Source organism: Corynebacterium suranareeae (assembly GCF_002355155.1).
Classification (GTDB): Bacteria; Actinomycetota; Actinomycetes; order Mycobacteriales; family Mycobacteriaceae; genus Corynebacterium; species Corynebacterium suranareeae.
Genome location: NZ_AP017369.1, coordinates 796,927 through 810,808, shown reverse-complemented (window position 1 = coordinate 810,808; position 13,882 = coordinate 796,927). Strand labels below are relative to the sequence as shown.

The window sequence follows — 13,882 nt, the reverse complement described above, 5'->3', positions numbered from 1 at the left end:
CATGATTGTGCAGCCGAGTTCTCTATTCAAGACATTAGCCATCGTGGGCGCCAGTGCTTTAGCACTTGTGGGTTGTGGAACATCCAACTCCACCACCAACGATGCTTCTTCTGTTACCCAAACCATGTCCGCAACTGCGGATGGCGCACAATTGTCCAATGAAGCTTCCACCGGCCCAACTGCTTTGGGTGAAGCCGATGTTGCTATGAAAACTCTTCGACCTGAGGCCCCTGCACAGCTCATGGTCACTGGTGTTCGGATTGGTTCCCACAATGGTTTTGACCGCGTGGTGTTTGATCTCACCGGTGAAGGCAGCCCTGGTTGGTTTATTGATTACACTTCCAACCCCACCCAGCAGGGCAGCGGAAACACCATCAACTTCACGGGCGATACTGCACTGAACGTGAATATCGACGGCACTGTTTATCCTTTCGATTTGGGCCTTGAGGATCCAGAGATCGGCACCGTGGATGGTTCCGGCAGCATTGTCACCCAGGTTGTCAGCGCCGGTACTTTTGAGGGCCGCTCCCAGTTTGTCATCGGCCTAAACGGCAAGCACCCCTACTCCATCACGGAGCTGCAGGATCCTCACCGCCTCGTTGTGGATGTTCTAGCGCAGTAGTTTTCTAATATGTGGCCTCAATTCGCCACTTATTTTCTTTCCACATCAGCAACCACGCGCTCAACTGCCTTTCTTCAGATACAGCCCGCCCCACCACTTGGAGGCGGGCATATTTTGTGCCTGTTTTCTCCCACCACCTATCATCCACCGGCCACGGTCCAGCCCACGCGGTGATCAAATAACGGGTTGGCCCCCACGACAAGGCATACGGCGACGAACTCAACAATGCCTCTGCGGTGACATAAATCCGCTGACCTTCCGTATCAATCATGCTTACTTGTGAGGCCGGGTGATTGATTCCACCACCCAACCGAGCAGGCAGCGGACCTGGTATTTTCCCTGGCCACGAACCTGTGGGGTTTCGGATAGCATCGCGTTTTTCACCATAGGGAACAAAATGAATACGCTCTTCAACACCCCGGCCACCAGCTGGAACAGGCTGCAACACTGCATCCACACCCAAGCTTGATTGCACACGTTCAATGACTTGTTTGGCCACATGTTGCTGGCTGTGCCCTGTATCCCACAACCCACCGCTGGCCATATCCGGTGGCACGCATTCCAAAGGAATCAGCCACAGCGCAACAATCCCATCCTGTTCATTCACATCATCGGCATGCGCACCGCGCGCAGTCAACCAACCGTCCAATTGCCAACGCACGCGATCAGCGGTTGCTTGTTCCGTTAAAGGTTCACCAGTACGCCAAATTCTGCTCACCGTATCGCCCGTACTGAAATCTGCTGTGACCTTGAGTAATTGGCACACCACACCACCTTTGCTCAGCAGTTGGTGAAGGCGCGCGGCAAGCTTTCGCGCAACGAAGGAGGCGGCGTCGATACGCAAAATAGGCTCCTCCGGCACATGCGACACCTCCCAATCCGCGTGCGTGATCGGCGGCGCGACGTTGCGCGCGTGCCTGGCGCGAGCAATGTTGTGGCACCGCAAACCGGCGTTGCCAAAACGCGTCGCCACCGCTTCCACCGGTAGTTCCGCCAGCTCACCGAGCGTGCGCATACCCAGATCTGCCAGCGCACGCACCACCTCCGCATCACAACCCAGCGCTTCCTCGGCCACCAGCACGCCCAGGGGTTGCTGTTGTAAGAAGCTTTTCGACGCCTCCCTCTTCACCACCGTCCCACCATTCGCTCTCGCCGCGATGACGGCTGTCGTGATGTCATCGGCAACTCCGGCGAAAACGTCGATGCCTTGGCGAAGGGCGGCGTCGATAAGCATGCGTGCCGCAATATCCTCTGAACCGTGGTAGCGCGCGGCGGCTCCCGCATCGATGACCACGAGGCCTGGGCGAAGCACCTCGACGCTGGAGGCGACCTCACCAAGCGATGCGACGATGCCTTCGAACATCCGCGCATCACGATCAGCATCCGCATCAACAACATCCAGCTCAGGGCATAAAGCCTGCGCTTGCCGAATCTTCATCCCACGACGCACCCCACGCTTACGCGCAGCCACGCCACACACCTGGATGCGATAATGCGCAGCAACCGCCACAGGTTTGTTGTGTGCAGGGACATCATCGTCCAAATGCACCGCCTGCACAGGCCAATCCGGAAACCACAATGCCATCACCCGCGTCATGGAACCGCCCGCAGTGTTGTCGGCTGTTCAGGTTCAAGCAATGCCGCATCTTGAGGTCTGCTGATCATCACCTTTCTGCTGCGCGCACCGTGAGTTTTCGACACAGTCCGCACCTGCATCTCAACCCCACGAATACGCCCACGACCTGCACCAATTCCAACATAATTAATGATCTCCGCATCCACCGATACCGCCGGCGATGCTACCTTCGTGCCCACCATCACCAACGCGGCAGTCCCCTGCCTTAACTTTCCCAGCAGTGGCCTAGCCCTGGTTGGTGACAGTGAAATCTCTGGGCCTTTATACACGACGATGTCTAGCCCTTCGCACAGCACCGCTGCCACATTCAGCGGCTCTGTACCAGGATCTGGAATGGCAATGATGTTCTCGCACACACCTCCGGAATCAATCACCCCAGCATAAGCCAAATCCTTCCACCCAATCACCGCAGCGTGTCCACCATGGGCAGTAATATGAGCCAGGAACTCAACCACCACGAGTGGCTGTTCAACCAATTGAGTAACCGCACGACGCGGCAAACCACCTCCAGGGAAAAGATCAGAAAAAGTGGAAGGAACTGCAACGATGCCCTGCTTATCAGCCAGGAAGTCCTGCTTTTGTGAAAGACTTTCCTCCACCGAGGACTCAAACTTTGGCACCGCAGCACCCATGGTGGACATGCGTGAACGCAACGCATCAATGCGCTCCGCTCTGCTTAAATCCGAAAGGTCAGGGAGCGACACTGGAGCGCCATCTCCCCACATCTTTCGAACACCTGTTCCACTCATGAGTTCTAGTAAACACTCATCTTCAGCGGTTCGCAACAGCCCTGTTCGAGAGGGGCAGATGTGAGAAAAGGGGCGGTTGTTAAGTATGCACAACCGCCCCCAAATCAAGCCTTACCCCCTTATCTACTTTTCAAAAACCATTTCAACTTCTATGGAAGCGAAACCTGTTAGATTGAATTTTTACTTGAACGAAATCAAATAAAGGCTGAGGAAAAAGTCGAATCATGTTTAAGCACTCCCGTACCTTCGCCACGGCACTAATCGCCTTGGGTCTAGGCTTATCTGCGTGCTCCTCTACGGTAGACACTGATGTACCGGAAACTACAGTGTCGAGTGCTACACCAGAAACAACCTCATCTCTACCTCAAATGAATTCCGCAGTATCAGCAGACGGTGTGACGATCACTATCAATTCCGCCTTCACAACAAACTCTGTAGAGATGGAATCTCTAGACAGACCTTCTGGCGATATCCAACCCGAGATGTCTAGAGAAGACGGAATCTTCGTCGTAATCGAAACCACCTTAAAAAACGAGAGTGGGGCAGATATGGACATCACTTGTGCTCACACAGGTTCAACTGTCCACGCAGAAATCTCCACTAATCAAGAGGCTGTATACCAACCCATCAGGGATTTATTCCTAATCCCTGGCAATCCAGAATGTAACCATAATTTGGGATCAGGTTTCGACGCACCAATGACCTGGGTATTCCAAATCCCTAAAGATGCTACTGCGGAGCAATTTGGATTCACTCATAGTGAACTTGGCGAAGGAAAACTAACTTGGATTGAACTCAATGATTTAAACAATTCAGAACCGACCTCTGGAACAACTACCCCACAAGAAGAAGCACCAATCGATCCGAGCACCCCTCAACAAGCTCCAGTACAGGAAACTGCAATCTCACAGAACACCATTGATACTGCTATAGCGCCAGCTCCCGCAGCACCTGCTTATGGCGCATCTTGCCCTGCCTCAATGCTCCAGCAGCCAAGCCAAGCAGCAGATGGTTCAACTTTGGTCTGCATTTATGCTGGTACTCCCAACCCTATCTGGGTCTATGGTCCAGAACCACTCGGAATAGGAACTGCTTCGCCAGGTGGAGTATGCGAAGGATACGAAGCTGGTGGACAAGATGCATCGGGAAACATGATGATGTGTTCAGGTGGCCAATGGGTCTACGGACCATAAGCCGATATTGCAAAGAATGCACTCCTACAGCATATGAGATTTCAGAAGGCGATACTCTAGAACTTATGGATCCGATGAGCAGCTACAACGATATGAAGTCCCACGTCACCCCAATCCCAACGCCAATGAGCGTGAGGTTAAGTAGTTCTGTTTTAGTAGGTGCTGCCATCGCTTCTTTGACCACTGATCTGGCCCCAGCAGTGAAATTTTCCATCACCGGCGGTGGCCTGGCGCTCGCACTGCTTATCGCTTTCGCGCATCCTTACCGCGGAGAGATGAGAATGTACCGCTTCCAAAATAATATTTCACCCGTCCCCACTATTGGCCAGGTCATTCCACTATTTTTCACATGGCTAGCGCTAATGATTGCCCCGATTATTTCAGGCGCTCCACTGTGGGCAACCATCCTCGTTTTCTTAGCTGCGACCGGCTGGATGTATTTAACCTTCCCCCATGTCGATGGCAGCAGGAAGCTAGCTTTCGCTGAAGGTCCCCGCCACAACACCTAAGCAAAACCCAAGATAAAGAAACTCTAAAATCCTCTTTTCTTTTTCTGCCTTTCCTGCTCTTCCAGAACTTGTTTGTTCCGGCGCCCCATTTGGATCAGCTTGAGGTTCGCCCAGTTGTAGAAACTGTGGCCGAGGATGAAGATCGCCCAGATGAAGAACCACATGGGGATCGCGTACCAAAGGGAAAAGCCGGATTGCCACATCACCAAAACGGTGAAAATGATGCTGAACAGTAGTGTTCTGGTGGGTTGGAAGGTAAATTTCGCTTGGCTTTGATCAATCTGCTTATCGGCCCCGGCGCGAGAACCCCCGCGAGCCCCACCACGCGCCCCAGCCCGAGAACCCGACCCAACACCCTTCTTCTTATCAGCCATTAGTCAAGATCCCTCGAGTGAGCCCAACGCGTGAGTGCGTGGCGGTTGGATTGTTGGGTTTTCCGCAGAATATTTGAGGCATGGGTTTCTACAGTTTTCACGGAGATGAACAACTCTTTGCCGATTTCTTTGTAGGTGTATCCGCGGGCTAGCAAGCGAAGGACTTCGAGTTCGCGGCGGGTAAGGGCGTCGACAACTGGGTCATCGAGGATTTTTCCGGATTCAACGGCGGCGTCTTTTTCGGGTGCGTCAACAATACCGGCGCCTGCGGCGGAGTCGGGGGCGGCGAAGGCGTCGAGAACAAAGCCTGCCAGTCGGGGTGAGAAGAATGCGTCGCCGGAGTTCACACGATTGATGGCTTCAACGAGTTCTTCACCGGAGATCGATTTGGTCACATATCCCCTGGCACCGCCGCGAATAATGGCGATGACATCTTCAGCAGCATCAGAGACACTTAGTGCCAAAAAGATGGTGTCTACATCGGAATCGTTGATTTGCTGGAGGACTGCGAGGCCGCCGCCGTCGGGCATGTGGACGTCGAGAAGCACGACCTCCGGCTTGGTTTCCTTGATGCCGGCTACGGCATCAGCCACCGTGCCAGCTTCGCCGACTACGGTGACGGCATCGCCTAATTCTGCTTTGACGCCGGAGCGAAACACGGAGTGGTCATCCACCAAAAACACATCAACCATGTCTTTCAGGTTACAGTGACACAGCCAACCGCGTACCAACAGCTACACATCCATGGTGATTGCCACTTCTGTACCTTCACCGACGTCAGATTTAATGCGTACTTTTCCTCCCGCTCGTTCCACGCGTCCGTGCACAGATTCAGCCAGGCCGTGGTGTCCGTCGGGGATGTTGTCGGGGTCGAATCCTTTGCCACGGTCGCGGACGAAGATGCTTAGCTCACCGAGCATAATTTCGGCGTACACATCGGCGGTTTCTACACCTGCATGCTTGGCCACATTCACCAGCGCTTCCCGCGCTGCCATCACCGCTGCCTGCGTTTTCTCAGTCAACGGCTCATCAGTTCCCACCGTCACGGGCACGATGCGCAGGGCGTAAATATCTTCAACTTCACCGCAGGCGCGTTCCAACGCAGTAAATACAGTGCCGGTTGTTTGGGGTGTTTTATCTTGGGAATCAAACAGCCATTGACGCAGCTCGCGTTCCTGCCCGCGGGCTAGGCGGGCGACTTCGGCGGGGTCGTCGGCACGCTTTTGAATCAGCGCCAAGGTCTGCAGCACCGAATCATGCAGGCGGGAAGCAATGTCCGCGCGCTCAGCAGCTGCGGCCTTTTCCGCGCGCTCCTCGCCCAGCTGATCCCACATCCGTACCCACAACGGCACGCCGAGTGCTGCGACACCAACCAGCGTGAGCACCACGGCAACCAGCGCCAGCACGAAGCCGTCTTGGGTGCTCCAATTCATGACAATCAGCACGATTGCCGCCAGCATCAGCACACCGCCGGTGGCAATGATCAGCAGATTCGGGCCGGATTCCACCCCGCGGTCATACGCCAGCCACACCATCAACAGGCCCACACCGACCACGCCGATGGGCACCAGCGTGCCCACCGCGAAGCCGGTGCTCAGCATCACCGACGCCGCAGCACCACCGATAGCGAGCAGCACCAGGCACCACGACACCCAGCGCTTGCTTGTCGACGCCTCCCCACTCCCCTTTTTCTCAATGCGCGTAAAAATCCAAATCAAGGCATACGCAAAAAGACCCGCGCCACTTAACAACGCCGCGAAAATCAGCAGCGCACGAACCCAAAACACCGACACATTAAGGTGCTTAGCCAACCCCGATGCGACACCCGCAACAACCCGACCATCTCTGGACCGGGTAAACGTGGGATATAAAGGCACCGCTTGCCCCGCAGGCTGCGGGGTATAGGGCGCAGGTGTGTTACTCATATCTTCGATCATGTCATGCCCCTGCGACACGTATCCATCAGGGAACACCCTGAACGCCACCTTTTCAGGGCTTTCCCCCATTCACTTATCAGCCACAACACTCCACAATAGAGTCTATGAGTACTTTTCAGGAGCCCCACCACAACCAGGGATTCATCCCTTTTGCCCAACCTGGTTATGAAGCTCCAACACCACACCTAGCAACTGGCACTTTTCAGCAAATGTGGCAGACCCGCCCCGCACGCATTCCTGCCAAGCAGGGTGGTCACGCTAAAGTAGCCGGTGTTTGTGAAGGCATTGGTGTGCGTTATCAAATTGACCCGGTGCTCATTCGTCTATTTTTCGTGGTCACTGGTGTTTTCGGTGCCGGTGTCGCAGCCTATCTCATCGCGTGGCTGTGCATGCCCCGCTACTCCGTTCCAGTCTCCCCAATCGAAGCCCTCTGGACCCCGGGCCACCCCAAAGACCGCAACCACGGCTGGTGGCTGGTCATCGCGTTCTTTATGTTCTCAGGTGTTTTAACCTCCGGCGCTGGAGGCATATTCGGCCCAGCAGCAGCCATTACTTACCTTTGCCTTTTAGCCATGTGGTGGGCGTTGCATAAGAAACACCCCCTTCCACCCCGCGGACTTTTAACCACCGAATTCACTGTCACTGAGGATCCCACCATGAAAAACGAAGATCTCTACCCACAACCCCAACCAGATCTCAGCACCATCACCCCAGTTGAGGGCTACTACGCACCCTTCGCGCAACAAACCCCCGAAGCACCTCAATGGGATCCGCTCGCCCAAAACCAATACAACACCTGGGATGTCCAAGTCCCTCCGCAAAAACCTCAGAAGAAGCGCCACGTTTGGCCGTGGGTTATCGGCGGTGCGGTTGGTACCGGAGCCGTCATAAGCGTCCTCGGCGGTCTGTTTATTGCAAGCATCGATCCTATCCACTTCGAAGACGACGCTGCAATCGGCGATGTCTACCTCTCCCCCACCAACGATGAACTCCTCAGCAGCTACACCTCAGGCGTGGGTGAAATGAACCTTGATTTCAGTCACCTCACCCAATTGGATCAGGAACAAAACATCCAAATCACCTCAGGTATCGGAGAAGTCATCGTGACCCTGCCCGATGATGTGCCAGTGAGCCTAACGTGTACCGCTGGTGTGGGCACCGCGCGCTGTGATGTCGGAGATCTCGCCGCCCACAATGCTGAATTGGAAGGTCCGATGCTGAATCTCACGGTGAACTCTGGAATTGGCGATGTGAAGGTGGAGTTCGCTGATCAGACTTCCTAAATAGCACCAACTCCTTTAACTGTAGGAGCCGATTTAAGGAGTCAATGTTCCCCAAACGACTCCCCCTATCGGCGGTACCTTTTCAGGCTCTTAAAAACGATTCTAGAAGGTGTTCATTTTGAGGCTCGTGGGGCAAATGTGATTCCTGAAAATTTACTGATCAACTACTCACCACAAACAGGCTCCAGGAACCCAAATCGGTCAAAAATTTGCATCTCCACCCCTTCAAACGGGGAATATCCACCACAAACCACTAAAATCCAGCGTCTCGTGGTGAATATTCGCATATTTGTTCCCTGAGTAGCCTAGAGTCCCCCGAGACTTCAGCCGAAGCAGTCTAGATGCAAAATTTAGTCCAGCTGTCCGCGTAGTTGTTCGCTAAGGTCAGCGAGCTCTGAAAGCTCATCCTCATCGAAGCGCTCTGCCGCTGCGTGATCCTCTGGGGAGAGCGCAAAGTACTTCAAAGCGGTGTTGATTTGGGTGTTTTCCTTGGATTCAACATGCAGCCGGATAGTTTTATCAGATCCCCCAAGCTCGCCCAGATTCACACCACCTGAGGCTTTGTTTTCTGCCATCAGCACAGAAAGTGCTGCTACCACTAAGAATGCGTCACCGTAGCCGTTGATGTCAGTGTCGGTGTAGTTTCCAGAGAGTCCATCTAGTCCTAAGTCCCCGAAAAGGGTATGCACCTCAATAGTGTCCCCGGAAGCTTGAGCAAGGTAAGAAACAAGTGCTGTGGCTTCTTCGGTTTTTCCAAAGTGGGGTGCCCAATAGGTTTCTAGGATTTCGCTCATCGGATCTCTCCTGCTTTCTGACTTGGCAATAATAGAATCATTCCCAGCATACTCCCAAAAAGTCACATAAAACCCGGAGAAATGACTAAACGGCAACCACCGGAGAGGTGATTGCCGCTTAATCAAAGTCTTATTCCCATTCGATGGTTCCTGGTGGCTTGGAGGTTACGTCCAAAACCACGCGGTTTACGTCTGGAACTTCGTTGGTGATGCGGGTGGAAATCTTCTCAAGGACTTCGTATGGAAGTCGAGTCCAGTCGGCAGTCATGGCGTCTTCAGAAGAGACTGGGCGCAGCACGATTGGGTGTCCGTAGGTGCGGCCGTCACCTTGGACGCCAACAGAGCGGACATCTGCCAAGAGGACGACTGGGCACTGCCAGATCACGCCATCGAGTCCGGCTTCGGTGAGCTCGGTGCGGGCGATCAGATCAGCGTGGCGGAGGGTTTCCAGGCGCTCTTCGGTAACTTCACCGATGATGCGGATACCAAGTCCTGGTCCTGGGAATGGCTGGCGGCCAACGATTTCCTCAGGCAGGCCAAGTTCACGGCCAACGGCACGGACTTCGTCTTTGAAGAGGTCACGCAGTGGCTCAACGAGCTTGAATTCCACATCGTCTGGCAGTCCGCCGACGTTGTGGTGGCTCTTGATGTTTGCGGTACCAGATCCACCACCGGATTCCACGACGTCTGGGTACAGGGTGCCTTGAACCAGGAAGTCTACGGTGGAACCTTCTGGTGCATCTTCCAGCACACCGGCAACTGCGCGTTCGAAGGAACGGATGAATTCGGCGCCAATGGCTTTGCGCTTTGCTTCTGGTTCGGTAACGCCTGCCAGCTTGGAAAGGAATGCTTGGCGCTCATCAACGGTAACAAGCTTGGCACCGGTTGCTGCGACGAAGTCTTTTTCCACCTGCTCGCGCTCACCTGCGCGCAGCAGACCGTGGTCAACAAAAACACAGGTCAAACGGTCACCAATTGCACGCTGCACCAAAGCACCTGCAACAGCGGAATCCACACCACCGGAAAGGCCACAAATAGCGCGGCCATCTTCGCCGATTTGCTCACGGACCTTTTCGATGAGTTCTTCAGCGATGTTTGCTGCGGTCCAGTTTTGCTCTAGACCTGCGATCTCAGTGAGGAAGCGGGTCAGAACTGCCTGGCCGTGTGGTGAGTGCAGCACCTCAGGGTGGTACTGCACGCCAGCCATTTTGCGTTCCTTGTTTTCGAAAGCTGCGACAGGCGCACCTTCGGAGGACGCGGTGACTACGAAACCTTCTGGTGCTTCAGAGACGGCGTCGCCGTGGCTCATCCACACCTTGTGGCAGGCTTCGAGGCCTTCGTGGAGAACACCTCCGGCAACGTTGATGTCGGTGCGACCGTATTCACGCTTTCCGGTGTTGGCCACGGTGCCGCCAAGCGCGTGGGTCATGGCTTGGAAACCGTAGCAAATGCCAAATACTGGCAATCCAAGATCTAGGATCTCAGCGTCTAGGGATGGTGCTCCCTCGGCGTACACGGAAGATGGGCCGCCGGAAAGGACGAGGGCTGCTGCGTTTTTAGCGCGCACATCGTCTGCGGTGGCGGTGTGCGGGATGACTTCGGAGTAGATGCCGGCTTCACGCACACGACGTGCGATCAGCTGCGCGTACTGTGCGCCGAAGTCAACGACGAGTACTGGGCGATGATTAGTCTGAAGGCTCACAAGAACTCACTCTACTAGACGGGCTTCCAAATAAGATTCTTTGGCCACGTGCGAGAGGGCTCGTCGAAAAGCTTTAATGGCCGGATGCCCCTGACGGCCTTCCCTGACCGCGGTGTAGAGCGTGCGCGTGGGGTTTCCGGGCAGCGGCTGGATGTGCACGCCCTCAAGCATCGGGGTGAGTAGTGTTGGCGAAAAAGTCACGGCCAAACCGCTGCGCACGAGGTGTGCTTGGAGCATCGGATCGATGGTTTCATAGGTCACGCGGGGTTCAAACCCGGCGCGGCGGCACAGCCTGTGGACCCATTCACCGGCGGGCAGGTTGGGTGGATCGATCGCGATGGGGATATCGCGAAGTTCTGATAATTTAAGGCCAGAGTATGGGCCGTTTGCTGGGGTAACCAGCAGCATGGGGTCTTCGAAAAGGATTTCGCGGTGAATGCTGGGATCAACTAAGGGGACATCCACGGGGTATTCCTCACCGAGTGCCACATCAACGCGGCGAGCGCGCAGTTCTTCTAGCGCGGAGTTGATTTCCAGCTGGGAGATTTCCACCTGTAGGTGTGGGTACTCTTCGTTCAGGCGCGCAATAGCGGTCGGCGCGAGGGTAAACAGCAGGGATTGAAACGAGGCGACTTTTAACGTTCCGGAAACTTCCGACAGTGAATCCAGCACGGCGGCGCGTGCGTGATCAACTGCCGCCACGATGGCGTGTGTTTCTTTGGCTAGCACTTCCCCCTGTTCGGTGAAGTACAGGTTCCTGCCGCTTTTTTCAAAAAGTTTCACGCCCATTTCTTTTTCCAGCAAGCTCATTTGTTGGGAAATGGCGGAGCGGCTGTAGTTCATGGATTCTGCAACTGCCGTGATGGTTCCCAATCGGTGGAATTCTTGCAGGATGTGTAAGCGGTTGAGATTGAGCATGTCACCTCCAAGCCTCTAAAGCGTCGAGCAATTGTTCACTATTACTTAACCATAGTTGGCTGTTTTTCGAGCTAGTCCTTAAATGTTTCTTTGGCAATAATCAAAGGCATGAATAAACAGTCCTCAGCAGTGTTGATGGTGATGGGTTCTGCCCTGTCCCTGCAATTTGGTGCTGCCATTGGAACGCAGCTTTTCCCCCACATCGGCCCGTGGGCTGTCACCTCGTTAAGGCTTTTCATCGCAGGCTCGATCATGTGCCTGATTATCCGCCCACGTCTGCGGTCCTGGACTAAAAAACAATGGATTGCCGTGGTGTTATTGGGATTATCCCTGGGAGGCATGAACAGCCTGTTTTATGCATCCATCGAATTAATTCCGCTGGGTACCGCCGTGACCATTGAGTTTCTAGGCCCGCTAATCTTCTCCGCTGTGCTGGCTCGCACTCTAAAAAACGGCATCTGCGTAGCTTTAGCATTTCTGGGCATGGCGCTATTAGGCATTGATTCACTTCAAGGACAAGCACTACATCCACTCGGCGTTATTTTCGCGGCCACCGCGGGTATTTTTTGGGTGTGCTACATCCTGGCGTCAAAGAAAATCGGCCAACTCATCCCCGGTACAAGTGGCCTCGCCGTCGCGCTGATCATCGGCGCAGCAGCAGTGTTCCCGCTGGGTGCAACGCGCATGGGCCCCATCATGGAAACCCCCACCCTGCTTATCCTGGCACTTGGCACAGCACTTCTGGGCTCGCTTATCCCCTATTCGCTCGAGCTCTCGGCACTACGCCGACTCCCCGCCCCCATCTTCAGCATCCTGCTCAGCCTCGAACCAGCCTTCGCCGCAGCGGTCGGCTGGATCCTGCTAAACCAAATCCCCACCGCGCTGAAATGGGCTGCGATCATCCTTGTCATCGCAGCCAGCATCGGGGTGACCTGGGAGCCCAAAAAGATGCTTATCGACGCGCCCCTCCACTCAAAACACAAAGCAAAGGGGCGAGTACACACACCTAATTAACGTGCAGGCTTACCTTTTGGAAGCTCTTCAAATCGGTGTAGCCACACTTGGCCAGCGCACGCTTTAATCCACCTTCGAAGTTTTCCACACCCCACGGCATCGTGGACGGACCATGCAGAATCTGCTCCAAGCTTGGTGCTTGTTCATCCAATTCCACAGATTCGGTGACCACACCGCGTGGGAAACGAGGGTGTGCCGCCACTGCTGGCCAGAAGTAGCCCTTTCCAGCAGCTTCTTTAGCGCGAGCCAACGGTGAACCCAGCACCACAGCATCTGCGCCACAGGCAATAGCCTTGACTACATCACCGGAGTTTTCGATGCTTCCATCTGCAATGATGTGCACATAACGACCACCGGTTTCATCCAAGTAATCACGACGCGCCGCTGCCACATCGGCGATCGCAGTGGCCATGGATACCTCCATGCCCAAAGCAAGGCTGTTGGTGTTGTCACCGCCACCAACGATGATGCCCACCGCACCGGTGCGCATCATGTGCAGCGCAGTGGTGTAATCGTTTACGCCACCTGCAATAACTGGGACATCCAAAGAACCAATGAATTCCTTCAGGTTCAGCGCTTCGCCATCAGTGTTGACGTGTTCCGCAGAAATCAAGGTGCCCTGGATAACCAGCAGATCAGCGCCTGCCTTGATCACAATCGGTGCGATCTCACGAACATTTTGTGGAGACACACGCACAGCAACGATCTCACCAGATTCACGAACCTGCGCGATGCGCTCACTGAGCAGATCAGCATCTAGTGGCGCTGCGTGCAGTTCCTGCAACGTGCGAGTGGCTGCAGCCTGATCGCCTTCCTCATATGCCGCAATCACCTTTGCGATAGCTGCCTCAAGATCAGCGTGACGGCCCCACAGACCTTCCGCATTGATCACGCCAAGGCCACCCTGCTTGCCCATTTCAATGACAAACTCAGGGCTTGCCAGAGCATCACTTGGGTGATTTAAAAACGGCAAATCAAACTTGTAGGCATCAATATGCCACGTGGTGTCAACGTCTTTGGATGAACGGGTACGGCGGCTGGAAACGACAGAAATATCGTCCAAGCTGTAGGTGCGTCGTGCCTCACGGCCGATGCCAATTTCAACATGGTCACGCATTGTGACGGGCCTCCCTTAAATGGTCGTATACGAC

General features: G+C 54.7%; 14 protein-coding genes. 5 read left to right on the top strand and 9 right to left on the bottom strand.

Features of this window, described 5'->3' with window-relative positions:
• Window position 1 precedes the first annotated feature (1 nt).
• A complete protein-coding gene (locus N24_RS03895) occupies window positions 2-622 on the top strand; it encodes an AMIN-like domain-containing (lipo)protein (protein WP_096454508.1) in 621 nt (206 codons plus the stop codon).
• 4 nt (window positions 623-626) lie between these two features.
• Here N24_RS03895 and N24_RS03890 read toward each other — a convergent pair whose 3' ends face one another.
• A complete protein-coding gene (locus tag N24_RS03890; protein WP_096459683.1) occupies window positions 627-2,207 on the bottom strand; it encodes a Y-family DNA polymerase in 1,581 nt (526 codons plus the stop codon).
• Between the two features lie 8 nt (window positions 2,208-2,215).
• Window positions 2,216-3,007, bottom strand: coding sequence for a hypothetical protein (locus tag N24_RS03885; RefSeq protein WP_096454506.1), 792 nt, complete (start codon window positions 3,005-3,007; stop codon window positions 2,216-2,218).
• A gap of 224 nt (window positions 3,008-3,231) precedes the next feature.
• On the opposite strand from N24_RS03885, the gene N24_RS03880 reads away from it, so the two are divergent.
• Window positions 3,232-4,200, top strand: a complete 969-nt coding sequence (locus N24_RS03880; RefSeq protein ID WP_231910855.1) for a hypothetical protein — start codon at window positions 3,232-3,234, stop codon at window positions 4,198-4,200.
• A gap of 65 nt (window positions 4,201-4,265) precedes the next feature.
• A complete protein-coding gene (locus N24_RS03875; protein ID WP_096454504.1) occupies window positions 4,266-4,709 on the top strand; it encodes a hypothetical protein in 444 nt (147 codons plus the stop codon).
• A gap of 23 nt (window positions 4,710-4,732) precedes the next feature.
• On the opposite strand, the gene N24_RS03870 is transcribed toward N24_RS03875, so the two are convergent.
• From N24_RS03870 to esrS, 3 genes are read right to left on the bottom strand one after another with little or no spacing between them, the layout of a single operon-like run.
• On the bottom strand, window positions 4,733-5,083 hold the full coding sequence (locus N24_RS03870; protein ID WP_096454502.1) for a hypothetical protein: 351 nt from the start codon (window positions 5,081-5,083) through the stop codon (window positions 4,733-4,735).
• A complete protein-coding gene (esrR, locus tag N24_RS03865) occupies window positions 5,083-5,775 on the bottom strand; it encodes a two-component system response regulator EsrR (RefSeq protein ID WP_096454500.1) in 693 nt (230 codons plus the stop codon). Before esrR ends, N24_RS03870 begins: the two co-directional genes overlap by 1 nt.
• A 42-nt stretch (window positions 5,776-5,817) precedes the next feature.
• Window positions 5,818-6,960, bottom strand: a complete 1,143-nt coding sequence (gene esrS / locus N24_RS03860; protein WP_096459678.1) for a two-component system sensor histidine kinase EsrS — start codon at window positions 6,958-6,960, stop codon at window positions 5,818-5,820.
• 164 nt (window positions 6,961-7,124) lie between these two features.
• On the opposite strand from esrS, the gene N24_RS03855 reads away from it, so the two are divergent.
• Window positions 7,125-8,303: a PspC domain-containing protein gene (locus N24_RS03855; protein ID WP_096454498.1), complete on the top strand. Its 1,179-nt coding sequence runs from the start codon at window positions 7,125-7,127 to the stop codon at window positions 8,301-8,303.
• Window positions 8,304-8,653: 350 nt separating this feature from the next.
• On the opposite strand, the gene N24_RS03850 is transcribed toward N24_RS03855, so the two are convergent.
• The 3 genes from N24_RS03850 to serR all read right to left on the bottom strand — a co-directional run bounded on the left by N24_RS03850 (window position 8,654) and on the right by serR (window position 11,717).
• Window positions 8,654-9,097 (bottom strand): imm68 putative immunity domain-containing protein, encoded by a 444-nt coding sequence (locus tag N24_RS03850; protein WP_096454496.1) that lies wholly within the window; start codon window positions 9,095-9,097, stop codon window positions 8,654-8,656.
• Between the two features lie 130 nt (window positions 9,098-9,227).
• Window positions 9,228-10,799 (bottom strand): glutamine-hydrolyzing GMP synthase, encoded by a 1,572-nt coding sequence (guaA, locus tag N24_RS03845; RefSeq protein WP_060564132.1) that lies wholly within the window; start codon window positions 10,797-10,799, stop codon window positions 9,228-9,230.
• Between the two features lie 6 nt (window positions 10,800-10,805).
• Window positions 10,806-11,717 carry a serine-binding transcriptional regulator SerR gene (gene serR / locus N24_RS03840; RefSeq protein ID WP_096454494.1) on the bottom strand — a complete coding sequence of 304 codons (912 nt, stop codon included), beginning with the start codon at window positions 11,715-11,717 and terminating at the stop codon, window positions 10,806-10,808.
• Between the two features lie 108 nt (window positions 11,718-11,825).
• Here serR and N24_RS03835 point away from each other — a divergent pair, with 108 nt between their 5' ends.
• The gene (locus N24_RS03835) at window positions 11,826-12,731 is read left to right on the top strand and encodes an EamA family transporter (protein WP_096454492.1); all 906 of its coding nucleotides are present in this window, start codon (window positions 11,826-11,828) and stop codon (window positions 12,729-12,731) included.
• Here the strand turns inward: N24_RS03835 and N24_RS03830 are convergent.
• Window positions 12,724-13,848, bottom strand: coding sequence for a GuaB3 family IMP dehydrogenase-related protein (locus N24_RS03830; RefSeq protein WP_096454490.1), 1,125 nt, complete (start codon window positions 13,846-13,848; stop codon window positions 12,724-12,726). The genes N24_RS03835 and N24_RS03830 overlap by 8 nt on opposite strands.
• Between the last annotated feature and the right edge of the window lie 34 nt (window positions 13,849-13,882).

Bases quoted from the DNA above. Each gene is read 5' to 3' on its own strand.
- N24_RS03895 (WP_096454508.1), top strand. From the start codon at position 2: ATGATTGTGCAGCCGAGTTCTCTATTCAAGACATTAGCCATCGTGGGC.
- N24_RS03890 (WP_096459683.1), bottom strand. From the start codon at position 2,207: ATGGCATTGTGGTTTCCGGATTGGCCTGTGCAGGCGGTGCATTTGGAC.
- N24_RS03885 (WP_096454506.1), bottom strand. From the start codon at position 3,007: ATGAGTGGAACAGGTGTTCGAAAGATGTGGGGAGATGGCGCTCCAGTG.
- N24_RS03880 (WP_231910855.1), top strand. From the start codon at position 3,232: ATGTTTAAGCACTCCCGTACCTTCGCCACGGCACTAATCGCCTTGGGT.
- N24_RS03875 (WP_096454504.1), top strand. From the start codon at position 4,266: ATGGATCCGATGAGCAGCTACAACGATATGAAGTCCCACGTCACCCCA.
- N24_RS03870 (WP_096454502.1), bottom strand. From the start codon at position 5,083: ATGGCTGATAAGAAGAAGGGTGTTGGGTCGGGTTCTCGGGCTGGGGCG.
- esrR (WP_096454500.1), bottom strand. From the start codon at position 5,775: ATGGTTGATGTGTTTTTGGTGGATGACCACTCCGTGTTTCGCTCCGGC.
- N24_RS03855 (WP_096454498.1), top strand. From the start codon at position 7,125: ATGAGTACTTTTCAGGAGCCCCACCACAACCAGGGATTCATCCCTTTT.
- N24_RS03850 (WP_096454496.1), bottom strand. From the start codon at position 9,097: ATGAGCGAAATCCTAGAAACCTATTGGGCACCCCACTTTGGAAAAACC.
- serR (WP_096454494.1), bottom strand. From the start codon at position 11,717: ATGCTCAATCTCAACCGCTTACACATCCTGCAAGAATTCCACCGATTG.
- N24_RS03835 (WP_096454492.1), top strand. From the start codon at position 11,826: ATGAATAAACAGTCCTCAGCAGTGTTGATGGTGATGGGTTCTGCCCTG.
- N24_RS03830 (WP_096454490.1), bottom strand. From the start codon at position 13,848: ATGCGTGACCATGTTGAAATTGGCATCGGCCGTGAGGCACGACGCACC.